We start from the raw sequence: 21,622 nt of genomic DNA on the forward strand, positions 1-21,622 counted from the left end.
AGAGGTGTCGGGAGGTGTCGTGACGCAGTACGCCGGAGGCGGGCAGGTCCCGCCGCGTCCCGTCGCTCCGCCGGTGCCGCCGGGGGGCGGTCCGCGGGGGACGTCGCCGGGGACGCCGATCTCCGCTCCGCCGCCGGTCCGTCCGGCGCCCGCCCCCGCACCGGCTCCTGCGCCTCCCCCCGCCCCGGCGCCGAGCGCGCCGGTGCCCGCGGGAGGCACCGGGCACTTCGTGCTGCCGGCCGGGATGCCGGTCCAGCTGCCCGCCCACCCGCCGCGGCAGCACGCGCCCACCGGGCCGATCGCCGTCCTGCTGATCGGACCGGCCGGGGCCGGCAAGACCACCGTCGCCCGGTACTGGGCCGAGCGCAGGCCCACCCCGACCGCGCACATCAGCCTGGACGACGTCCGCGAGTGGGTGCAGTCCGGCTTCGCCAACCCGCAGTCCGGCTGGAACAACGCCTCCGAGGCGCAGTACCGGCTGGCCCGCCGCACCTGCGGCTTCGCCTGCCGCAACTACCTGGCCAACGGCATCTCCTGCATCGTCGACGACGCCGTCTTCCCGGACCGCCCGGCGATCGGCCTCGGCGGCTGGAAGCGGCACATCGGCCCCGGCATGATCCCGGTCGTGCTGCTGCCCAGCCTGGACTCGGTGCTGCACCGCAACGCCCGGCGCAGCGGCAACCGCCGCCTCGGGGACGAGGAGGTGGCCCGGATCCACGGGCGGATGGCCGGCTGGTACAACTCCGGGCTGCCGATCATCGACAACTCCGCCCTGGACGTCGCCGGGACGGCCGCCGAGCTGGACCGCGTCATCCTGGCCAGGCTGATGGGCGTCCCGGTCCGCTGACCTGCACGGTCGTGGAACTGTCGGGGCCGGCTGCGATGATGGGCGGGTCCTGTCGCAGCGCCCGGAGGAGCTGACGCCCGTGCCGGAAGGCCACATCATCCACCGCCTCGCCACCGAGAACCGGAAGGCCTTCGGCGGCCGCCCGGTCCGGGTCTCCAGTCCGCAGGGCCGGTTCGCCGACGAGGCGAAGGTGATCGACGGGCAGCTGCTCACCGGCGCGGAGGCCACCGGCAAGCACCTCTTCCTCGGCTTCGAGGAGGGCGGCTGGGTGCACGTCCACCTCGGCCTCTACGGCGGCTTCACCTTCGGCACGGGCCCGGCGCCGGAGCCGGTCGGGCTGGTCCGGCTGCGGCTGGAGAACGAGGACGGCTACGCGGACCTGCGCGGCCCCAACACCTGCGCGCTCGTCACGGAGGAGCAGAAGGCGGCCGTCGCCGCCCGGCTGGGGCCGGACCCGCTGCGCGCCGACGCCGACGCGGAGGCCGCCTGGCGCCGGATATCGGGCAGCCGGACGACGGTCGCGGCGCTGCTGATGGACCAGAAGGTGCTGGCCGGGGTGGGCAACGTCTACCGGGCCGAGGTGCTGTTCCGCCACGGCATCGACCCGCACCGGGCCGGCCGTGACCTCACCCGCCGGGAGTGGGACGCGATCTGGGCGGACCTGGTCGCGCTGATGCGCGAGGGCGTCACCGCGGGCCGGATCGACACCGTCCGCCCCGAGCACACCCCCGAGGCGATGGGCCGTCCGCCCCGGGTGGACGACCACGGCGGCGAGGTCTACGTCTACCGGCGGGCCGCCATGCCGTGCCTGGTCTGCGGCACCGACGTGCGGACGGAGGAGCACGCCGCCCGCAACCTCTTCTGGTGCCCGAGCTGCCAGGCGGCCTGAGCGGAACCGGTCCTGTGTCGTAGGCGGCCCTGCTGACCTGCGACGATGGACACTGTGCTCGTCGAGCCGCCCGCCCCCGAACCCGTACGGCCACGTGTGAGCGTGGCGTGGAAGGAAGCCCCATGATCTTCATCACCGTCAAGTTCCCGGTCCGCCCCGAGCGCGTCGACGGCTGGCTCGACCTGGTCGACGAGTTCACCCGGGCCACCCGGAACGAGCCCGGCAACATCTTCTTCGAGTGGTCCCGCAGCGTCGACGACCCCAACGAGTTCGTCCTGGTCGAGGCGTTCCGCGACGGCGAGGCCGGCAAGGAGCACGTGGAGTCCGCGCACTTCGCCAAGGCCATGGAGGACCTGTCGTACGCGGTGGCCGCCAAGCCGCGGATCGTCTCCACCGAGATCCCCGGCATGGACGGCTGGGCGGAGATGGGCGAGATCACCCCCCGCTGACATCCGAGTGCCCCTCCGGCCCGGTGCCCAGCCCGTAGGCTGGGGCCCGGGCCGGTCGGAGGGAGCGGGCAGATGGAGCGGCACGAGGTGGCCAACACCCTGTCGGGGGCCACGGTGGGCGGCCATGTGGTGCAGGCCGGGACCATCGGATCGCTGCACATTCACCAGCCCGAGCAGAAGGCGAGACCTCGTCAGGTCCGGGCGCCGCACGGCCCGTTCGTCAACCGCGAGCCGGAACTCGCCGCCCTCGCCGAGGCCCTGGCCCTGGTCGAGGCGGGCGGACTCGGGATCGTGGTGTTCACCGGTCTGGGCGGGGTCGGCAAGACCGAGCTGATCGCCAAGTTCACCGAGGAGCACCGGGCGGACTTCCCGGACGGCGACCTCTACGCGGACCTCCTCGCCTACCGGCACCAGGGCGGGGTGGACCTCCCCGAGCTGCTGGCCGGCTTCCTGCGCGCCCTCGGCACCGAGCCGCCGGCCGTGGAGGCCGAGCGGTTCACGGCCTTCCGTACCGCCACCGCCGAGCGCCGCTGCCTGTTCTTCCTGGACAACGTCGAACACGCCGCGGAGGTCCGGGCGCTGCTCCCGGCCCGCGGGCTGGTGGTGGTCGCGAGCCGGCGCCGGCTGCCCGCGCTGCGGACGGACGGCGCGCGGGTGCGCCAGCTCGGGCCGCTGAGCGCGACGGCGGGCGCCGAGCTGGTGCGCGGCTGGGTGGGCTCGGGGCGGGGCACCGACGGGGAGCTGGCGGAGCTGGTCGAGCTGTGCGGCGGACTGCCGCTCGCGCTGAACGCGGTCGGCAGCCAGCTGCTGGACCGCGACAGCCTGCCGGTCGGCCGGGTGCTGGCCGAACTGCACGACCGCGAGGGCAGGTTGGCGATGCTGGAGGACGAGGAGAACGATCTCGGCGCGACGTACGACCTGGTCTACGAGCGGCTGTCGCCGGAGGGCCGGGCGCTCTACCACCTGATCGGCGTGCACCCGGGCCCCTTCGTGTCCGCCGGACTGGCGCGTGCGGTCGGCGTCCGGCGGGCCGAGCGGGCGATCGGGGAGCTGCGCGGCGTCCACCTGCTGGACGAGGTGCTGGACGACGACGGCGAGGACCGCTTCCGGGCCCATGACGTGGTGCGGACGCACGCCTACGGCCGGGCGCGGGAACTGCCCGACCGCGAGGGGCTGCTCGCCGGAGTCGTCGCGTACTACCGCGGCCGGGCGTCGGCGGCCGACCGGGCGATGACCGGGAAGCGGCTGCGCCTCCAGGAGCCGAGCGGTGACGACCTGCCCCGCTTCCCCTCCGGGGCCGCGGCCCTGGAGTGGCTGTACGCCGAACGCGCCAACTTCCGCGCCGTGGTGGAGACGGCGGCCGAGCGGGGCCGGCACGGCGAGGTGTGGCGGCTCTGCGAGTCGCTCTGGCCGCTCTACCACGACCGGAAGCTCTACCAGGACTGGATCGCCGCCCACCGGCTCGGCATCGAGTCGGCCCAGTGGGACAACCGGCCGGCCGCCGTGGTCCGGATGCGCAACCAGCTCGCCAGGGCCCACTTCGAGCGCGGGGAGTACCGGCTCGCCGCCGAGCAGTTGGCGCTCGCCACCGAGGTGGTCCCGCTGGTGACCGACCGTCAGGTGGTGGGGGTGCTCTACGAGACGGACGGTCTGCTCTGCCTGGCCGACGGGCGCCCGGCCGACGCGGTGGAGCGGTTCACCCTGGCCCTGGCGGAGAACCGGGGCGACGACCACGGCGAGATCGTCCAGAGCTACAACGTGGCGCAGGCGCTGATCGCCGACGGCCGTCCCGAGGAGGCGCTGGCCCTGCTGGCCGGGGCCACCGCCCAGGCGGGGCGGACGCGGGACGACGACATGCTGATGAAGCTGCCGCTGGTCCGCGCCCGGGCCCACCGGGCGCTCGGGCAGCTGGACCTCGCCGTCGCCCAGGCGGACGACTGCGCCCGGCAGGCCAGGGAGCGGAGCCAGTACGCCAAGGAGGCGCAGGCGCACACCCTGCTGCTCGGCCTCGCCGAGGAGCGGGGCGACGGGGAACTGGCGGAGCGCAGCCGTGAACGGCTGCGGGAACTGGCCGGTCAGGGCCTGTCCCAGGAGCCTAGGGGCCGGTACTGAAGGACACCCGGGTGCGGTGGCCGCCGGTGCGGACGGTGAGTCCGTGGTCGGGGAGGCCGGCCGGGTCGCCGCCGTCGGCGAGCCAGGAGGCGACGGCGGAGCCGAGCAGCAGCGGGTCGATGCCGGGGTCGGGGCGGCCCCAGTCCGGTTCGGCGCGGGCCTCCAGCAGCAGGCCGCCGCGCAGCCGCAGCAGGTGGCGGGCCGGGCCGAGGGCGGCCACCGCGACGGCGAGGCCGGGCAGTTCGGCGGTGGTGTCGGCGAGCCAGCGGGTGGCGGGGCGTTCGGCGTGTGCCTCGGTGCGGGCGAGCACCTCGGCGGTGTGGCGCAGGGCGTCGCCGGGGTGGTCGTCGGTGAGGGCGTGGAAGCCGCGCGGGGTGTGGTCGCGCGGGTCGAAGGGGTAGCGCCGGAGGCTGACCTCGGTGCCCTCGCTCACGCCCTCGACGTCGTACGCGGTGGGCCCCTCGGCGGTCGCGGGGCGCGGAACGGGTCTGGGGTAGGGCGGTACGGCCGGTTCGTCCGCGGGTTCGTCGAGTCCGTCCAGGAAGGAGTAGAGCAGCGGGCGCAGCAGGTAGGCGGATTCGCCCTGGTGGGCGAGCGAGCGGCCGGTGACGCCGCTGAGGTCGGCCGGGCCCCGGGCCAGGGCGAGTTCGAGCTGGGCGGCGAGGTCCCCGTCCGGGTCGAGGACGGGCGCGGCCTGGCCGAAGGCGTAGCCGGGGGAGTGCGGGTCGAGTTCGGCGGCGCCGGTGGCGACGAGCACGGTGTGGTGTTCCAGGGCGGCGCCGTAGACGGTGACCGAGCCGTGGTCGCCGATCACGCAGTCGGCGGCGACGAGTGCGGCCTGCCAGCCCTGGTGGGGCGGGATCAGGCGCAGGCCCATCCGGCGGGCGTCGTCGAGCAGCGCCTCGGGGTCGTGGCGGCTCCAGACGTTGGGGTGCAGGACGACGGCCACGGTGTACTCGTCGGCGGGCAGCCGGCGGACCAGCCGCTGGGGGAGGTCGGGGTGGCGGCCGAACAGCGAGTGCCCGCTCCAGGTGGAGCTGACGACGACGAGCCGTCGGCCGCCGGTGGCGCCGAGCGCGGCGCGGTAGCCGTCGCGGGAGCGCCGGCTGGCGAGCATCCGGTCGAAGCACGGGTCGCCGACGACCCGGGCGACGTCCAGCGCCTCGGGGCAGGAGACCCGCAGCCGGTCCAGCTGTTCGGGGTGGGAGAGGCCGAGGACGTCCACGAACACCCGTCCGCGGTGGGTGAGTTCGTTGCGGGACAGGCCGGCGGCGGTGACCGTGTCGCCGGTGGACTCGGTGACCAGGCGGTTGTAGCCGACGCCGTGCGGGAGGACGACGAGGCGGGCGTCCAGCCGGTGCATGGAGGAGTGGACGGCGCAGGCGACGGCCAGGTCGAAGCGGTGCCGGACGGCGTCCTCCCAGTCCAGCACGGTGAAGCCGGGAAGGGCGCGCAGGTACTCGTCCAGGGCGCGGTCGGCGAAGGCGGAGCCGGGGTTGACGGTGAAGTACCGCTCGATGCCGTCCGGGCTCAGCAGGGTGAGGACGTCCAGGACCCGGGTGGCCGAGGTGAGGGTGCGGGCGACCGCCAGCACGCGGGCCCTGACCGGTCGGGTGCTCCAGCGATCGGCGGGCCAGGCGTGGGGGTGGGACGGCACACCATGATCGTACTCATCCGGCTCCGCCGCGGCACGGTTTCCGAGTGGGGGTCAGCCCGCCGCCGCGCTGGGCTCGTGGTGCTCGGCGGCGGCGCACTCGTCGAGGAGGGGGCGCATGGCCTCGTCCACGAGCCGGTAGCGCACCACTCGTCCGTCCCGGTCGCCGGTGACCACCCCGGCGGTGCGGAGCAGGCGCAGGGCCTGGGAGACGGCGGGGTCGCGCATGCCGGTGGCGACCGCCAGGTCCGTCACGGCGAGCGGCCCGGCCCGGTGGAGGGCGAGCAGCAGGGCGAGGCGTCCGGGGTCGGCGAGCAGCGAGAAGCGCTCGGCCCAGGTCCGGACGTGCGCGGGATCGCCGATCGCGGCGATGGCCTCGCAGACCCGGTGCCCGTCGATGGTGCGGTGGCCCACGCGGTCGGCAGGTACGAGATGCATGCCGGCATTCTCGCAGGCAAGGGTCTGTGATCCTGGACACCTGCGCAAGTGCGCAGCCTTGCACGGGTCGGGCGGGGCCCCTACGGTGTAGCCCGCCGTGGTGCTCGGGAAGACCGGTGACGGACCCTCAGGGGTCCCCAGTCCGGAGCGGCCCTCGCCACTGTGATCGGGTCGTTCCTCCGTCCGCGGAGGAGCGTCGTCCGTACCCATGGAGCCACTGGGTGCCCCGCGCACCTGGGAAGGCGGGTACGGGCGTCCCGTAAGCCAGGAGACCGGCCACGGCATCTCACGAGGTTTTCCACGAGGTGCTGGAGCGTGATCCGCAGATGACCCTGCCCGAAACCGTTGCCGCCGGGGCGAATCCGGCGCCCTCGGTGCTGCCCAGCTTCCAGTGGCGGCGCGAGGACACCATCCGTACGGCTGGGCTGATGGGGGTGATCCTGGCCATGCACGTGGTGGCCTTCGGGACGCTCCTCTTCCTGGTCGCGCCCGAGAAGTACGAGGTCGGCACCCAGGTCTTCGGGGTGGGCCTGGGCATCACCGCCTACACCCTCGGGATGCGGCACGCCTTCGACGCCGACCACATCGCGGTGATCGACAACACCACCCGCAAGCTGATGGCGGACGGCAAGCGGCCCGTCTCGGTGGGCTTCTGGTTCGCCCTCGGGCACTCCTCGATGGTGGTGCTGATGGCCGCCCTGGTGGCGGGCGGCGCGCAGCTGGCGAACACCCTGATGGACGACGAGTCGGCCACCCACAAGTGGCTCGGCGTGGTCGGCACCACCACCTCCGGCGTGTTCCTCTACCTGATCGGCGCGCTCAACCTGGCGGCGCTGCTCGGCATCCTCAAGGTGTTCCGTTCGATGCGGGCCGGGCAGTACGACGAGAAGGAGCTGGAGGCCCACCTCGACTCGCGCGGCTTCATGGCCCGGGTGCTGAACCGGGCGACCCGCTCGATCACCAGGCCGGGCCAGATGTTCCCGGTCGGCATGGTGCTGGGCCTGGGCTTCGACACCGCGACCGAGGTCACCCTGATGGTGATGGCCGGCTCGGGCGCGGCCTCCGGGCTGCCCTGGTACGCGATCGTCTGCCTGCCGCTGCTGTTCGCGGCCGGGATGAGCCTGTTCGACACCCTGGACGGGACGTTCATGAACTTCGCGTACCAGTGGGCCTTCGCCAACCCGGTGCGGAAGGTGTACTACAACCTGACCATCACGGGTCTGTCGATCGCGGTGGCCTTCATCATCGGCACCATCGAGCTGGTCGGGGTGCTGCACGAGAAGCTGGACCTGACCGACCCGGTCACCGGGTTCATCGCCGAGATCTCGCTGGACAACGTCGGGTACGCCATCGCCGGGCTGTTCGTGGTGGTCTGGGCGATCGCGATCGGGTACTGGAAGCTCGCCCACGTCGAGAAGCGCTGGACGCCCGGCCAGGGGGCACAGAAGCACTGACCGGCGCGCGGAACGGCGCCTCCCCCGGGCCGGGGGAGGCGCCGTCCGGGTGGGCGGGGTCAGCGCTCCTCGCGGAAGTCGACGTGCCGGCCGGCGGCCGGGTCGAACTTGCGCAGGACCATCCGGTCCGGGTCGTTGCGGCGGTTCTTGCGGGTCACGTACGTGAAGCCGGTGCCGGCGGTGGAGCGGAGCTTGATCACCGGGCGCAGTTCGCTGCGGGCCATCGGGCGTCCTCCTGGGGCCAGGGGCGGCGGGTCTCGGACGGTGGACCGAACCCGTTCACCGAAATGGAATTCATTTCCACCCCGTCCAACGCGGGCCCGGCCCCGCCCATTCCCGGCGTCCGACGCCCGGGGGAGCGGGGAACCCGGCGCGTGCCCGAGGGGGAGGGCACGGAAGCACGGGGGGCGCGCAAGGGGTACTGGGGGTTCTGTCGGGGGTGCTCGGCGGGCGCTTCGGGCCGGGGGTTCGTAGGCTCGACGCATGGCGGATGCGTACGCGGGGCGGCGGGAACGGGTGAGGGAGCACTGCAGTGCGACGGGGGCCGATGCGGCCCTGGTCACCCGTGCGGCGAACGTGCGGTACCTCACGGGCTGCGCGCCCTGTGGGGCGACCCTGCTGCTCACCAGGGAAAGAGCGCTGCTCGCGCTGCCGGACGACCTGCCCCCGGACGACTCCGGGGAGCACCTGATCGCCCCGGACGTCGCCCGGATGCCGGTGGCGGCCGGGGCGGACACCGCGCTGGCCGCCGCGGCCGCCGCCGCCAGGTCCGGTGTGTCGGGCCTGGCCGTGGAGGAGCACGACCTGACCGTCAGCAGGCACCGGGCGGTGGGGGGCCTGACCGAGGGGGCCCGGCTGGTGGACCTCGGCCGGGTGGTCGAGGGGCTGCGGGTGGTCAAGGACGAGCACGAGATCGCCGACCTGCGGATCGCCGCCGAGATCGCCGACCAGGCGCTCGGCGAGCTGCTGGAGTCGATCCTGGTCGGCCGCACCGAGCGGCACCTGGCGATGGAGCTGGAGCGCCGGATGATCGACCACGGCGCCGACCGGGCCGCCTTCCCGGTCTCGGTCGGCACCGGCAGCCACTCCGGCCAGGCCGCCCACCAGCCGACCGACCGCCGGGTGGAGGAGGGTGACTTCCTGACCGTGGTGATGGGCGCCCAGTACCGCGGCTACGGCGTCTCCACCGCCCGCACCTTCGTGATCGGCGCCGCCCCCGCGCCCTGGCAGGTGGAGCTGCACCGGCTGGTCTTCCGGGCCCAGCGGGCCGGGCGGGAGGCGCTCGGACCAGGGGTGGAGCAGTGCGTGCCCGACCGTGCCGCCCGGCAGGTGCTGGAGGCGGCCGGCCACGCCGAGGCCTCCCCGCACCCGGTGGGCCACGGCATCGGGCTGGAGATCCGGGAGGCGCCGCGCCTCGGTCCGTCGGACATGGGTAAACTGGACAGCCGCGTGCCGGTCACCGTCGGCCCAGGGGTCCACCTCCCGGGCAAGGGCGGCGTCCGGATCGAGGACACGCTCGTCGTGCGCCCCTTCGAAGAGGGCGGGCCCGAGCTGCTCACCATCACCACCAAGGAGCTCCTCGCCCTGTGACCGCGGCCCTCCGGCCGTCGGCGGCAGGACGCGAACCTTGGTTCCTTGACAGCTATATCCAGGAGTAAGTGCGCCCGTGGCTTCCACGAACGATCTCAAGAACGGCATGGTCCTCAAGCTGGACGGCGGCAAGCTCTGGTCCGTCGTGGAGTTCCAGCACGTCAAGCCCGGCAAGGGCCCGGCCTTCGTGCGTACCAAGCTGAAGGAGGTCCTGACCGGCAAGGTCGTCGACAAGACCTTCAACGCGGGCACCAAGGTCGAGACCGCCAACGTCGACAAGCGCACCATGCAGTTCTCGTACAAGGACGGCGAGAACTTCGTGTTCATGGACATGAGCACCTACGACCAGCTGACCATCGAGCCGGCCGTCGTCGGCGGCGCCGCCGACTACCTGCTCGAGGGCTTCGAGGCCACGGTCGCGCAGAACGAGGGCTCGGTCCTGTACATCGAGCTGCCGGCCGCCGTCGAGCTGGTCATCGCCGAGACCGAGCCGGGCGTCCAGGGCGACCGCTCCACCGGTGGCACCAAGCCGGCCAAGCTGGAGACCGGCGCCGAGATCGCCGTCCCGCTCTTCGTCACCACCGGCGAGAAGGTCAAGGTCGACACCCGCGACGGCAGCTACCTCGGCCGGGTGAAGTAAGTCCGTGTCGGCCGCACGCAGCAAGGCCCGTACCCGGGCCTTCCAGATCCTCTTCGAGGCCGACCACCGCGGGGTAGACCCGCAGCGGGTCCTCGCCGACTGGGTGGCCCGCGCTCGCGAGCCCAAGCCCGACGAGGGCACCCCGCAGGTCGGTGAGTACACCATGGAGCTCATCGAGGGGTACGTCCAGCACGCCCGTCGCATCGACGACCTGATCGAGCAGTACGCGGTGGGCTGGACGCTCGACCGGATGCCGATCGTGGACCGCAACGTCCTGCGGCTCGGTGCGTACGAGCTGATCTGGGAGGACGGCGTCCCGGACGCCGTCGTCCTGGACGAGTCCGTCGAGATCGCCAAGGAGTTCTCCACGGACGACTCCCCGGCCTTCGTCAACGGCCTGCTCGCCCGCTTCCTGGAGCTGAAGCCGAGCATCCGCCGCTGACGGATCGACCTCGCGGGTCGACCGCACGGATCGACCTCGGAACGGCCGCCGGACCCGAACACGGGTCCGGCGGCCGTTCCGCGTTTCACCCGGGCGGCGTAGGGTGATGGCTTACCCATCAGTAACTTGATGTCCGTAAGCACGCCTGAAGGGCAGGTCTCTCCCCATGACCACGGCGATCCGCAGCGAGTTCGACCAGGGCATCGCCCTGACCAGGCACCCCGAGGAGGCCGGCCGCTACGAGGCCGAGCTCGGCGCCGGCTGGCAGATCGGCGGCGGGGTGAACGGTGGACTGCTGCTCGCGGTGGCCGGACACGCGCTGTCGCTGGAGCACGGCACCCACCCGGACCCGGTGTCGATCAGCGGTTACTACCTGTCCGCCTCCACCCCGGGGCCCGCCACCGTCCGCACCGAGGTGCTGCGCTCCGGCCGCGGCCTGTCCACCGGTACCGCCTCGCTCAGCCAGGACGGCGTCGAGCGGCTGCGGGTGGTGGCCAGCCACGGCGACCTCGCCACCGCCGACGGCGAGGTGCGCACCAGCGCGCGGCCGCCGCAGCTGCCGCCGCCCGACCAGTGCGTCGGCGTCGAGCACGCGCCCAGGGAGCTGATCGCCCAGGCCGCCCTGCTGGAGCGGTTCGACCTGCGGCTGGACCCGGCCACCGTCGGCTGGGCGCTCGGGCAGCCCTCCGGCCAGGGGCGGATCCAGGGCTGGTTCCGGCTCGCCGACGGTCGCGACCCCGACCCGCTGCTGCTCCTGCTGGTCGCCGACGCGCTGCCGCCTGTCACCTTCGACCTGGGCATGCCGGGCTGGGCCCCGACCGTCGAGCTGACCGTCCACCTGCGCGCCAGGCCCGTACCCGGCTGGCTGCGGGTCGCCCACGCCACCCGCAACCTGGCCGGCGGCTACTTCGAGGAGGACGCCGAGGTCTGGGACGAGTCCGGCCGCCTGGTCGCGCAGTCCCGCCAGCTGGCCCGGGTGCCCCGGACGGCCTGACCCGCGGCCCCGCATTACCGGTGGTTACATTCCTGTGACACGCCGTACGTGTGCGGCGCGCGCGGATGGGGAGGAAGACGGTCAGCGGCATGACTGCCGCGGACCGTCCACCCCTGAAGCCAGGAGCCACTCGTGAGCGAGCGCAGCGAGCGAACAGTCGATAGGTGCGTCTGGGCGAATGCCTCTGCCGAGCGCAGCGAGGTGGGCGCATGAGCCAGAAGGGTCGCGCCCGCCGCAACTCCGACTGCACCGCCGGCGGTTCGCGGCCCGCGGTGCGCGCGCCGCACGGGCCGCAGCGGGCCGCGGGCGCCGAGCAGGCGTTCGTCATCGGGGTGCTCGCCAATGCCGCGGACTTCGCCCGGGCACGCGCCTGGGGGGTCTCCGACGCCCCCGACCACGAGCGCTACCTGGCCGACACCGCCGACCTGCTGGCCGAGGCGCTGGAGCGGTTCGACACCGTCCGGGCCCGGATGTTCCACCCGCAGGACTTCGAGGAGTTCTGCGTGCTGCACGGGCTGGACCCGGCCGAGCCCGCCGCGCGGGACCGCTACCTGGTCAACCCGGCCCTGCAGACCCAGCTGCTCGCCTATCAGGGCGAGGAGCTGGCCGGGGACTTCGTGCCGCGCCTGGTGCGCGCCCGGGAGAACGGGCTGACGCTCTGCCACACCGACCTGCTGCTCGACGGGGGCCTGTACGGGGGCGCTGCCGCGCCCGACGAGGAGCACGCCGCCTGGGTGCGCGCCGCCTACCGGCGCGGGGGCGAGGTGTTCCGGCGGATGCTGGTCGGCGCGGGCGCCGGCGTGTACGAGCTGCGCCTGCGGGTGGACGCACCCGGCGGGCAGCTGAACGCGGCGGCGCGGGTGCTCCAGTGGGAGGACGGCGTGGTCCGGATCAACGACGAGGACCTGGAGCTGGTCTGCGCGGTGCTCTGCGCCGGGCTGGCCCTGGAGCTGCCGGGCGTCGCGGTGCTGCACGGCTCGCAGGGCTCGGCCGCCTCCTGCGGGGAGTACCTGCCGGCCTCCTGGGCCTGGTCGAGCGGCGGGCAGGACTGGGCGCCCGCGGACCGGCAGGTCCGGCTGGACGGGGTGTCGGCGCAGCCCGGCTACAGCCTGGACACGGTCTGCTGACGCCTCCGGCCGTGCCACGCACCGCGGCGCGGCCCCCGCTCTGGGGAGCCGCGCCGTGACGTTTCTGCTTGCCAGCACAGGTGAAAAACGTGCTGGGCCGTGCCTGGATCCGCTGGCGGGAGCCGGTGCGGCGAGGCTCAGCTCACGTCTTCCTCGCGCACCGCGCGGCGCGCGTCGGGGTTGAGTACGCCCCACGAGATGAGCTGCTCGGTGAGGATCGACGGCGACTGGTCGTAGATGACCGCCAGGGTGCGCAGGTCGTCCTGACGGATCGACAGCACCTTGCCGTTGTAGTCACCGCGCTGGCTCTGGATGGTCGCTGCGTAGCGCTGGAGCGGGCCGGCCTTCTCGGAAGGGACCTGGGTCAGTCTCTCCAGGTCGAGCACCAGGCGCGGCGGCGGCTCTGCCGCGCCGCCGGGGGTGCCGCCGGGCAGCAGCTCCTGGACCGGGACGCCGTAGAACTCGGCCAGCTCGGCCAGTCGCTGCACGGTGACCGCACGGTCGCCGCGCTCGTACGAGCCGACGACGACTGCCTTCCAGCGCCCCTGGGACTTCTCCTCGACACCGTGCAGGGAGAGACCCTGCTGGGTGCGGATCGCTCGGAGCTTGCCTCCGAGTTGCTTCGCGTAGTCGCTGGACATTGATCTCCCCGGACGAGATTGTTTCGCGTTCAGTGGTGGGTCACGGGCGATTGTCGACGCCGTTACCGGTGGGTCCGACGTCCGTCTCGTAACTCACTGTGAGGTTACGTAGAGTAAGGTAGTTGCGTCAAGCCGAATGGGGCAGTCGTGCGAATGGCCCGCATCGTCGGCGCGTCCGGGGTGTTAACCCGGGGAAGCGGAATGGTGGCCGTCCGTTTGCGATCCAGTGCGCTGCTAGGATGACCGAAGCCCGCGCCCGGTCGGCGGGGGCCATCCCCAGACATCCTTTAAGACCCGTCCAGTGAGGCGGGGAAGGAGGTCCGCTTCGGCATGACCACCAACCACGAACCGACGCCCCGGCCGCCCCACCAGGTGCTGGACGGCACGGACATCGCCCGGGTCATCACCCGGATAGCGCACGAGATCGTCGAGCGCGCCAAGGGCGCGGAGGACGTCGTGCTGCTCGGCATCCACACCAGGGGCGTCCACCTCGCCCGCCGGCTGCACGCCCGGCTGGCCCAGATCACCGGGCGCGAGATCCCGCTGGGCACCCTGGACATCACCATGTACCGGGACGACCTGCGGCTGAAGCCCGCCCGCGCCCTGGAGCACACCGAGATCCCGCCCGGCGGCATCGACGGCAAGCTCGTCGTCCTGGTCGACGACGTGCTCTTCTCCGGCCGCACCATCCGGGCCGCGCTCGACGCGCTGAACGACATCGGGCGCCCGCGCGCCGTCCAGCTCGCCGTCCTGGTCGACCGAGGCCACCGCGAGCTGCCGATCCGCGCCGACTACGTGGGCAAGAACCTCCCCACCTCGCTGCGCGAGGCCGTGCAGGTGCGCCTGTCCGACAGCGACGGCGTGGACGCCGTCCTGGTCGGCGACCGCGACCACGCCGCCCGCAGCTCCCAGGCCCTGGCCTCCAGGCCCACCGAACCGCACCTCCCGGAGTAACCCGCGTGAAGCGCCACCTCGTCTCCGCCGCCGATCTCAGCCGCGACGACGCGCTGCTGATCCTGGACACCGCCGAGGAGCTGGCCCAGCTCTCCGGCCGGGCCGTCAAGAAGCTGCCCACGCTGCGCGGCCGCACCGTCGTCAACCTCTTCTTCGAGGACTCCACCCGGACGAAGACCTCCTTCGAGGTCGCCGAGAAGCGACTCTCGGCCGACGTCATCAACTTCTCCGCCAAGGGCTCCTCGGTCTCCAAGGGCGAGAGCCTCAAGGACACCGCGCTGACCCTCCAGGCGATGGGCGCCGACGCGGTGGTCATCCGCCACCACGCCTCCGGCGCGCCGGCCCGGCTGGCCCAGTCCGACTGGCTGCACGGCAGCGTGATCAACGCCGGTGACGGCACCCACGAGCACCCCACCCAGGCGCTGCTCGACGCCTTCACCATGCGCCGCCACCTCAACCCGGGCGGCGGCAACGACCTGGCGGGCCGCCGGGTGACCCTCGTCGGCGACGTGCTGCACAGCCGGGTCGCCCGCTCCAACGTCCACCTGCTGAACACCCTCGGCGCCCAGGTCACCTTCGTCGCCCCGCCGACGCTGCTGCCGATCGGCATCGAGAACTGGCCCTGCGAGATCAGCTACGACCTGGACAGCGTGCTGCCCAAGACGGACGCGCTGATGATGCTGCGGGTGCAGCGCGAGCGGATGAACGCCGCGTTCTTCCCGACCGAGCGCGAGTACAGCCGCCGCTACGGCATGAACGGCCGCCGGATGGCCCAGCTGCCGGACCGGGCGATCGTGATGCACCCCGGCCCGATGGTCCGCGGCATGGAGATCACCGCCGAGGTCGCCGACTCGCCGCGCTGCACCGCGATCGAGCAGGTCGCCAACGGCGTGTCCGTCCGGATGGCCGTCCTCTACCTGCTGCTCGGCGGCGCCGTCTTCGCCGACGCGCCCACCGACGCCCCCCGTACCGACTCCGTGGAGACCGCCAAGTGACCAGCTACCTGATCCGCAACGCCAAGATCCTGGGCGGAGCCCCGCAGGACCTCCACCTCGCCGACGGCGTGATCAAGGAGATCGGCACCGGCCTGGCGGTCGAGGCGGACATCGACATCGACGCCACCGGGCTGGTCGTCCTGCCCGGCCTGGTCGACCTCCACACCCACCTGCGCGAGCCCGGCCGCGAGGACGCCGAGACGGTGTTCACCGGTACCCGGGCCGCCGCGATGGGCGGCTTCACCGCCGTGCACGCGATGGCCAACACCACCCCGGTGGCCGACACGGCCGGCGTGGTCGAGCAGGTCTGGCGGCTCGGCCAGGAGGCCGGCTACTGCGACGTGCAGCCGGTCGGCGCCGTCACCGTCGGCCTGGGCGGCAAGAAGCTCGCCGAGCTCGGCGCGATGCACGAGTCCGCCGCGGGCGTCCGGGTCTTCTCCGACGACGGCAGGTGCGTGGACGACGCGGTGCTGATGCGCCGCGCCCTGGAGTACGTCAAGGCCTTCGACGGCGTCGTCGCCCAGCACGCCCAGGAGCCGCGGCTGACCGAGGGCGCCCAGATGAACGAGGGCCAGGTCTCCGGCGAGCTCGGGCTCGGCGGCTGGCCGGCCGTCGCCGAGGAGTCGATCATCGCCCGCGACGTGCTGCTCGCCGCGCACGTCGGCTCCCGGCTGCACGTCTGCCACGTTTCCACGGCCGGCTCGGTCGAGATCATCCGCTGGGCCAAGTCCAAGGGCTGGGACGTCACCGCCGAGGTGACCCCGCACCACCTGCTGCTCACCGACGAGCTGGTCCGCAGCTACGACCCGGTGTACAAGGTGAACCCGCCGCTGCGTACCGCCGAGGACGTCCAGGCGCTGCGCGAGGCGCTGGCCGACGGCACCATCGACGCCGTCGCCACCGACCACGCGCCGCACCCGGCCGAGGACAAGGACTGCGAGTGGGCCGTGGCCGCGATGGGCATGGTCGGCCTGGAGACCGCGCTGTCGGTCGTGCAGCAGACCATGGTCGACACCGGCCTGCTGAACTGGGAGGGCGTCGCGGACCGGATGTCGCACCGCCCGGCCCGGATCGGCCGTCTCGCCGGGCACGGCCGGCCGGTCTCGGTGGGTGAGCCCGCCAACCTCGTGCTGTTCGACCCCGCGTACCGTGGTGCCGTGAACCCGGACAGCTTCGCCACCCGCAGCCGCAACACCCCCTACAAGGGCCTGGACCTGCCCGGACGGGTGCACGCCACCTTCCTGCGCGGCCGGGCCACCGTGCTGGCCGGCGAGCCGGTCGAGCAGGACGGCACGCGGTGATGGACCACGCCGCACTCGCCCAGGAGCAGGCGAAGGTCACCAACTGGCCCGGCTACATCGGCTGGTCCGTCGGCCTGCTGATCCTGATCGGCCTCGTCTACTGGCTGATGCGCCAGGGCTGGAACTGGCGGCGCACCCTGCAGTCCGGCATCCCGCCGCTGCCCGCCGTGCCGGCCAGGGCCGGGCGCACGATCCTGGAGACCAGCGGGCGGTACCACGGCACGACCACCGCGGGGAACTGGCTCGACCGGATCGTCGCGCACGGACTCGGCACCCGCAGCCGCGCCGACCTCACCCTCGGCGAGGACGGCCTGCTGGTGCAGCGCCCCGGTGCCGTCGACTTCTGGATCCCGGCCGACCGGCTGACCGGCGCCCGCACGGACTCCGGGATCGCCGGCAAGGTCGTCCCCTCCGGGCTGCTCGTCGTCACCTGGACCCTTTCCCAGGCCCCGGCCGGGGAGACCTCCACGGACACCGAGCCGGACACCGAGCTGGACTCCGGCTTCCGGGCCGACCACCCCGACGAGCACGCCGCCTGGGTCGAGGCGATCACGCAGCTCGCCACACGTACGAAGACGAAGAAGACGGAAGAGGCCGCCAAATGACCGCACCTGCCCCCACCACGCAGCGCCAAAGGCGGGAGCGTACGCCTGCCGTGCTCGTCCTGGAGGACGGCCGGACGTTCCGCGGCGAGGCTTACGGCGCCACCGGCGAGACCTTCGGCGAGGCGGTCTTCAACACCGGCATGTCCGGCTACCAGGAGACCCTCACCGACCCGTCGTACCACCGCCAGGTGGTCGTGATGACCGCCCCGCAGATCGGCAACACCGGCTGGAACGACGAGGACGACGAGTCCAAGCGGATCTGGGTCGCCGGCTACGTGGTGCGCGACCCCGCCCGGGTCGCCTCCAACTGGCGCTCCCGCCGCTCGCTCGACGAGGAACTGGTCGCCCAGGGCGTCGTCGGCATCAGCGGCATCGACACCCGCGCGCTGACCCGCCACCTGCGCGAGCGCGGCGCGATGCGCTGCGGCATCTTCTCCGGCGAGGCCCTGGCCGACCAGGCCGCCCTGCTCGCCCGGGTGCAGCAGTCGCCCGAGATGAAGGGCGCCGACCTGTGCGCCGAGGTCGCCACCACCGAGCCGTACGTGGTGCCCGCGATCGGTGAGAAGCGCTTCACCGTCGCCGCGCTGGACCTCGGCATCAAGGCGATGACCCCGCAGCGGATGGCCGAGCGCGGCATCGAGGTGCACGTGCTGCCGGCCGACTCGACGCTGGAGGACGTCTACGCGGTGAACCCGGACGGCGTCTTCTTCTCCAACGGCCCGGGCGACCCGGCCACCGCCGACCACCAGGTCGCCGTCGCGCAGGGCGTGCTGGAGCGCGGGACCCCGTTCTTCGGGATCTGCTTCGGCAACCAGATCCTCGGCCGCGCCCTGGGCTTCGGCACCTACAAGCTCAAGTACGGCCACCGCGGCATCAACCAGCCGGTGCAGGACCGCACCACCGGCAAGGTCGAGGTGACCGCCCACAACCACGGCTTCGCCGTGAACGCCCCGCTGGACAAGGTGAGCGACACCCCCTTCGGGCGGGTCGAGGTCTCCCACGTCTGCCTCAACGACGACGTGGTCGAGGGCCTCCAGGCGCTCGACGTCCCCGCGTTCAGCGTGCAGTACCACCCCGAAGCGGCCGCCGGTCCGCACGACGCCGCCTACCTGTTCGACCGCTTCGTGAAGCTCCTGGAGGGCCAGCGTGCCTAAGCGCACTGACATCAAGTCCGTCCTGGTGATCGGCTCCGGCCCGATCGTGATCGGCCAGGCCGCCGAGTTCGACTACTCGGGTACGCAGGCCTGCCGGGTCCTCAGGGCCGAGGGCCTGCGGGTCATCCTGGTCAACTCCAACCCGGCCACGATCATGACCGACCCGGAGATCGCCGACGCCACCTACGTCGAGCCGATCACCCCGGAGTTCGTCGAGAAGATCATCGCCAAGGAGCGCCCCGACGCGCTGCTGCCGACGCTGGGCGGCCAGACCGCGCTCAACACCGCGATCTCGCTGCACGCGGCGGGCACGCTGGAGAAGTACGGCGTCGAGCTGATCGGCGCCGACGTCGAGGCGATCAACAAGGGCGAGGACCGCGAGCTCTTCAAGGGCGTCGTCGAGGCCGTCAACGCCAAGATCGGCCACGGCGAGTCCGCCCGCTCGGTCATCTGCCACACCATGGACGAGGTGCTGGCCGGCGTCGGCACGCTCGGCGGCTACCCGGTCGTCGTCCGCCCCTCCTTCACCATGGGCGGCGCCGGCTCCGGCTTCGCCCACAACGAGGAGGACCTGCGCCGCATCGCCGGCCAGGGCCTGACCCTCTCGCCGACCACCGAGGTGCTCCTGGAGGAGTCCATCCTCGGCTGGAAGGAGTACGAGCTGGAGCTGATGCGCGACAAGAACGACAACGTCGTGGTCGTCTGCTCCATCGAGAACTTCGACCCGATGGGCGTGCACACCGGTGACTCGATCACCGTCGCCCCGGCGATGACCCTCACCGACCGCGAGTACCAGATCCTGCGCGACGTCGGCATCGCCGTCATCCGCGAGGTCGGCGTCGACACCGGCGGCTGCAACATCCAGTTCGCCGTCAACCCCGACGACGGCCGGATCATCGTCATCGAGATGAACCCGCGCGTCTCCCGCTCCTCGGCGCTCGCCTCCAAGGCCACCGGCTTCCCGATCGCCAAGATCGCCGCCAAGCTGGCCGTCGGCTACACCCTGGACGAGATCCCCAACGACATCACCGAGGAGACCCCGGCCTCCTTCGAGCCGGCCCTCGACTACGTCGTGGTCAAGGTGCCGCGGTTCGCGTTCGAGAAGTTCCCGAGCGCCGACGCGACGCTGACCACCACCATGAAGTCGGTCGGCGAGGCGATGGCCCTCGGCCGCAACTTCCCCGAGGCGCTCCAGAAGGCGCTGCGCTCGCTGGAGAAGAAGGGCTCCCAGTTCTCCTGGACCGGCCCGGTGGGCGGCAAGGCGGAGCTGCTGGAGAAGGCGGCCGTCCCGACCGACGGCCGGATCAACACCGTGATGGAGGCCGTCCGGGCCGGCGCCACCCCGGAGGAGGTGTTCGAGGCCACCAGGATCGACCCGTGGTTCGTCGACCAGCTCTTCCTGCTCGACGAGATCGCGGGCGAGCTGGCCGAGGCCGCCGAGCTCACCCCCGAGCTGCTGCGCCACGCCAAGCGGCACGGCTTCTCCGACCAGCAGATCGGCGAGATCCGCGGCCTGAAGCCGGACGTCGTCCGCGAGGTGCGCCACGCCCTCGGCATCCGCCCGGTGTTCAAGACCGTCGACACCTGCGCCGCCGAGTTCGCCGCCAAGACCCCGTACTTCTACTCGTCCTACGACGAGGAGAACGAGGTCGCCCCGCGCACCAAGCCCGCGGTGATCATCCTGGGCTCGGGTCCGAACCGCATCGGCCAGGGCATCGAGTTCGACTACTCCTGCGTGCACGCCTCCTTCGCGCTCGCCGACGCCGGGTACGAGACCGTCATGGTCAACTGCAACCCGGAGACCGTCTCCACCGACTACGACACCTCCGACCGGCTCTACTTCGAGCCGCTCACCCTGGAGGACGTGCTGGAGATCGTCCACGCCGAGCAGCAGGCCGGCCCGCTCGCCGGTGTGATCGTCCAGCTCGGCGGCCAGACCCCGCTGGGCCTGGCCCAGGCGCTCAAGGACAACGGCGTGCCGATCGTCGGCACCCAGCCCGAGGCGATCGACCTCGCCGAGGAGCGCGGCGCCTTCGGCCGCGTCCTGCGCGACGCCGGCCTGCCCGCGCCCAAGCACGGCACCGCCTTCTCCTTCGAGGAGGCCAAGGCGATCGCCGACGAGATCGGCTACCCGGTGCTCGCCCGCCCGTCCTACGTGCTCGGCGGCCGCGGCATGGAGATCGTCTACGACGAGGCCTCGCTCGCCTCGTACCTGGAGCGCCACGCCGGTCTGATCTCCGAGCACCCGGTGCTCATCGACCGCTTCCTGGACGACGCGGTGGAGATCGACGTCGACGCGCTCTACGACGGCACCGAGCTGTACCTCGGCGGCGTCATGGAGCACATCGAGGAGGCCGGCATCCACTCCGGCGACTCCGCCTGCGCGCTGCCCCCGATCACCCTCGGCGGCCACGACATCAAGCGCCTGCGCACCTCCACCGAGGCCATCGCGCGCGGCGTCGGCGTCCGTGGTCTGATCAACATCCAGTTCGCCCTCTCCGGCGACATCCTGTACGTCCTGGAGGCCAACCCGCGCGCCTCCCGGACCGTCCCGTTCACCTCCAAGGCGACCGCCGTGCCGCTGGCCAAGGCCGCCGCCCGGGTCTCGCTCGGCGCCACCATCGCCGAGCTGCGCGCCGAGGGCCTGCTCCCGGCCGAGGGCGACGGCGGCACGCTGCCCGCCGACGCGCCGATCGCGGTCAAGGAGGCCGTGATGCCGTGGAGCCGCTTCCGCGACATCCACGGCCGCGGGGTGGACACCGTGCTCGGCCCGGAGATGCGCTCGACCGGTGAGGTCATGGGCATCGACAAGGTCTTCGGCACGGCCTACGCCAAGGCCCAGACCGGTGCCTACGGCGCGCTGCCGACCAAGGGCAAGGTCTTCGTCTCGGTGGCCAACCGGGACAAGCGCAACCTGGTCTTCCCGGCCCGCGCGCTGGCCGGCCTCGGCTTCGAGCTGCTCGCCACCGCCGGCACCGCCGAGGTGCTCCAGCGCGGCGGCATCCCGTCCACGCTGGTGCGCAAGCACAGCGAGGGCGAGGGCCCGAACGGCGAGCGGACCATCGTCCAGCTGATCCACGACGGTGAGGTCGACCTCATCATCAACACGCCGTACGGCACCGGCGGCCGCCTCGACGGCTACGAGATCCGCACTGCGGCCGTGGCCCGCGCGGTGCCCTGCCTGACCACCGTCCAGGCGATGGGCGCGGCCGTGCAGGGCATCGACCGGCTGCTGCGCGAAGAGGTCGGGGTGATGTCGCTCCAGGAGCACGCCGAGCTGATCAACGCCGGCCGCAAGTAGCACCACCGCAGTGGGGGGCACCGGAGCCTTTGGGT

At 72.8% G+C, this 21,622-nt stretch carries 20 protein-coding genes and 1 riboswitch; of the genes, 16 read left to right on the forward strand and 4 right to left on the reverse strand.

The genetic code is table 11. The annotated features are described in order from the left end of the window. Positions 1-19 precede the first annotated feature (19 nt). From BU198_RS14295 to BU198_RS14310, 4 genes are all read left to right on the forward strand, one after another. On the forward strand, positions 20-847 hold the full coding sequence (locus BU198_RS14295; protein ID WP_188297218.1) for an AAA family ATPase: 828 nt from the start codon (positions 20-22) through the stop codon (positions 845-847). Between the two features lie 79 nt (positions 848-926). Next, positions 927-1,736 (forward strand): Fpg/Nei family DNA glycosylase, encoded by an 810-nt coding sequence (locus BU198_RS14300; protein WP_188297219.1) that lies wholly within the window; start codon positions 927-929, stop codon positions 1,734-1,736. 122 nt (positions 1,737-1,858) lie between these two features. Further along, positions 1,859-2,185: a putative quinol monooxygenase gene (locus tag BU198_RS14305; RefSeq protein ID WP_188297220.1), complete on the forward strand. Its 327-nt coding sequence runs from the start codon at positions 1,859-1,861 to the stop codon at positions 2,183-2,185. A 72-nt stretch (positions 2,186-2,257) separates the two neighbouring features. Continuing rightward, positions 2,258-4,297 (forward strand): AAA family ATPase, encoded by a 2,040-nt coding sequence (locus tag BU198_RS14310; protein ID WP_188297221.1) that lies wholly within the window; start codon positions 2,258-2,260, stop codon positions 4,295-4,297. Here the strand turns inward: BU198_RS14310 and BU198_RS14315 are convergent. Together BU198_RS14315 and BU198_RS14320 are read right to left on the reverse strand one after the other, a co-directional pair. Next, positions 4,281-5,954 carry a hypothetical protein gene (locus BU198_RS14315; RefSeq protein ID WP_223244368.1) on the reverse strand — a complete coding sequence of 558 codons (1,674 nt, stop codon included), beginning with the start codon at positions 5,952-5,954 and terminating at the stop codon, positions 4,281-4,283. The two genes, BU198_RS14310 and BU198_RS14315, sit on opposite strands and share 17 nt — an antisense overlap. 51 nt (positions 5,955-6,005) lie before the next feature. Further along, a complete protein-coding gene (locus BU198_RS14320) occupies positions 6,006-6,389 on the reverse strand; it encodes an ArsR/SmtB family transcription factor (protein ID WP_188297222.1) in 384 nt (127 codons plus the stop codon). Between the two features lie 81 nt (positions 6,390-6,470). Continuing rightward, positions 6,471-6,685: riboswitch (cobalamin riboswitch) on the forward strand. Positions 6,686-6,715: 30 nt separating this feature from the next. On the opposite strand from BU198_RS14320, the gene BU198_RS14325 reads away from it, so the two are divergent. Beyond that, positions 6,716-7,843, forward strand: a complete 1,128-nt coding sequence (locus tag BU198_RS14325) for a HoxN/HupN/NixA family nickel/cobalt transporter (RefSeq protein ID WP_188297223.1) — start codon at positions 6,716-6,718, stop codon at positions 7,841-7,843. Positions 7,844-7,902: 59 nt separating this feature from the next. Here the strand turns inward: BU198_RS14325 and rpmG are convergent, their stop codons facing one another. After that, the gene (gene rpmG, locus BU198_RS14330; protein WP_188297224.1) at positions 7,903-8,067 is read right to left on the reverse strand and encodes a 50S ribosomal protein L33; all 165 of its coding nucleotides are present in this window, start codon (positions 8,065-8,067) and stop codon (positions 7,903-7,905) included. A gap of 259 nt (positions 8,068-8,326) precedes the next feature. Between rpmG and BU198_RS14335 the strand changes: the two genes are divergently transcribed. From BU198_RS14335 to BU198_RS14355, 5 genes are all read left to right on the forward strand, one after another. Continuing rightward, positions 8,327-9,433: a M24 family metallopeptidase gene (locus BU198_RS14335; RefSeq protein WP_188297225.1), complete on the forward strand. Its 1,107-nt coding sequence runs from the start codon at positions 8,327-8,329 to the stop codon at positions 9,431-9,433. 76 nt (positions 9,434-9,509) lie between these two features. Continuing rightward, entirely contained in the window at positions 9,510-10,073 is a 564-nt protein-coding gene (gene efp / locus BU198_RS14340; RefSeq protein WP_188297226.1) for an elongation factor P, read from the forward strand. A gap of 4 nt (positions 10,074-10,077) precedes the next feature. Further along, positions 10,078-10,515 carry a transcription antitermination factor NusB gene (gene nusB / locus BU198_RS14345; protein WP_188297227.1) on the forward strand — a complete coding sequence of 146 codons (438 nt, stop codon included), beginning with the start codon at positions 10,078-10,080 and terminating at the stop codon, positions 10,513-10,515. A gap of 166 nt (positions 10,516-10,681) precedes the next feature. Beyond that, positions 10,682-11,509: a thioesterase family protein gene (locus BU198_RS14350; protein WP_188297228.1), complete on the forward strand. Its 828-nt coding sequence runs from the start codon at positions 10,682-10,684 to the stop codon at positions 11,507-11,509. A gap of 209 nt (positions 11,510-11,718) precedes the next feature. Beyond that, a complete protein-coding gene (locus BU198_RS14355) occupies positions 11,719-12,636 on the forward strand; it encodes a hypothetical protein (protein ID WP_188297229.1) in 918 nt (305 codons plus the stop codon). A 137-nt stretch (positions 12,637-12,773) separates the two neighbouring features. Here BU198_RS14355 and BU198_RS14360 read toward each other — a convergent pair whose 3' ends face one another. After that, positions 12,774-13,277 carry a transcriptional regulator gene (locus BU198_RS14360; RefSeq protein ID WP_188297230.1) on the reverse strand — a complete coding sequence of 168 codons (504 nt, stop codon included), beginning with the start codon at positions 13,275-13,277 and terminating at the stop codon, positions 12,774-12,776. 330 nt (positions 13,278-13,607) lie between these two features. On the opposite strand from BU198_RS14360, the gene pyrR reads away from it, so the two are divergent. From pyrR to carB, 6 genes are read left to right on the forward strand one after another with little or no spacing between them, the layout of a single operon-like run. Beyond that, positions 13,608-14,231, forward strand: coding sequence for a bifunctional pyr operon transcriptional regulator/uracil phosphoribosyltransferase PyrR (gene pyrR / locus BU198_RS14365; protein ID WP_188297231.1), 624 nt, complete (start codon positions 13,608-13,610; stop codon positions 14,229-14,231). 5 nt (positions 14,232-14,236) lie between these two features. Continuing rightward, complete coding sequence (locus tag BU198_RS14370; protein WP_188297232.1) at positions 14,237-15,226, forward strand: aspartate carbamoyltransferase catalytic subunit; 990 nt, start codon at positions 14,237-14,239, stop codon at positions 15,224-15,226. Next, a complete protein-coding gene (locus tag BU198_RS14375) occupies positions 15,223-16,527 on the forward strand; it encodes a dihydroorotase (protein ID WP_188297233.1) in 1,305 nt (434 codons plus the stop codon). Before BU198_RS14370 ends, BU198_RS14375 begins: the two co-directional genes overlap by 4 nt. Further along, positions 16,527-17,132, forward strand: a complete 606-nt coding sequence (locus BU198_RS14380) for a hypothetical protein (protein WP_188297234.1) — start codon at positions 16,527-16,529, stop codon at positions 17,130-17,132. Before BU198_RS14375 ends, BU198_RS14380 begins: the two co-directional genes overlap by 1 nt. Then, the gene (gene carA, locus BU198_RS14385) at positions 17,129-18,286 is read left to right on the forward strand and encodes a glutamine-hydrolyzing carbamoyl-phosphate synthase small subunit (RefSeq protein ID WP_188297235.1); all 1,158 of its coding nucleotides are present in this window, start codon (positions 17,129-17,131) and stop codon (positions 18,284-18,286) included. Before BU198_RS14380 ends, carA begins: the two co-directional genes overlap by 4 nt. Beyond that, positions 18,279-21,587: a carbamoyl-phosphate synthase large subunit gene (gene carB / locus BU198_RS14390; RefSeq protein ID WP_188297236.1), complete on the forward strand. Its 3,309-nt coding sequence runs from the start codon at positions 18,279-18,281 to the stop codon at positions 21,585-21,587. The genes carA and carB overlap by 8 nt, the downstream gene beginning before the upstream one ends. Positions 21,588-21,622 lie beyond the last annotated feature (35 nt).

This window comes from Streptomyces sp. CBMA156, from assembly GCF_014596515.1.
GTDB lineage: Bacteria > Actinomycetota > Actinomycetes > Streptomycetales > Streptomycetaceae > Kitasatospora.

Bases quoted from the DNA above. Each gene is read 5' to 3' on its own strand.
- BU198_RS14380 (WP_188297234.1), top strand. From the start codon at position 16,527: ATGGACCACGCCGCACTCGCCCAGGAGCAGGCGAAGGTCACCAACTGG.
- BU198_RS14360 (WP_188297230.1), bottom strand. From the start codon at position 13,277: ATGTCCAGCGACTACGCGAAGCAACTCGGAGGCAAGCTCCGAGCGATC.
- carA (WP_188297235.1), top strand. From the start codon at position 17,129: ATGACCGCACCTGCCCCCACCACGCAGCGCCAAAGGCGGGAGCGTACG.
- pyrR (WP_188297231.1), top strand. From the start codon at position 13,608: ATGACCACCAACCACGAACCGACGCCCCGGCCGCCCCACCAGGTGCTG.
- BU198_RS14335 (WP_188297225.1), top strand. From the start codon at position 8,327: ATGGCGGATGCGTACGCGGGGCGGCGGGAACGGGTGAGGGAGCACTGC.
- BU198_RS14355 (WP_188297229.1), top strand. From the start codon at position 11,719: ATGAGCCAGAAGGGTCGCGCCCGCCGCAACTCCGACTGCACCGCCGGC.
- BU198_RS14350 (WP_188297228.1), top strand. From the start codon at position 10,682: ATGACCACGGCGATCCGCAGCGAGTTCGACCAGGGCATCGCCCTGACC.
- BU198_RS14305 (WP_188297220.1), top strand. From the start codon at position 1,859: ATGATCTTCATCACCGTCAAGTTCCCGGTCCGCCCCGAGCGCGTCGAC.
- BU198_RS14320 (WP_188297222.1), bottom strand. From the start codon at position 6,389: ATGCATCTCGTACCTGCCGACCGCGTGGGCCACCGCACCATCGACGGG.
- rpmG (WP_188297224.1), bottom strand. From the start codon at position 8,067: ATGGCCCGCAGCGAACTGCGCCCGGTGATCAAGCTCCGCTCCACCGCC.
- BU198_RS14310 (WP_188297221.1), top strand. From the start codon at position 2,258: ATGGAGCGGCACGAGGTGGCCAACACCCTGTCGGGGGCCACGGTGGGC.
- BU198_RS14325 (WP_188297223.1), top strand. From the start codon at position 6,716: ATGACCCTGCCCGAAACCGTTGCCGCCGGGGCGAATCCGGCGCCCTCG.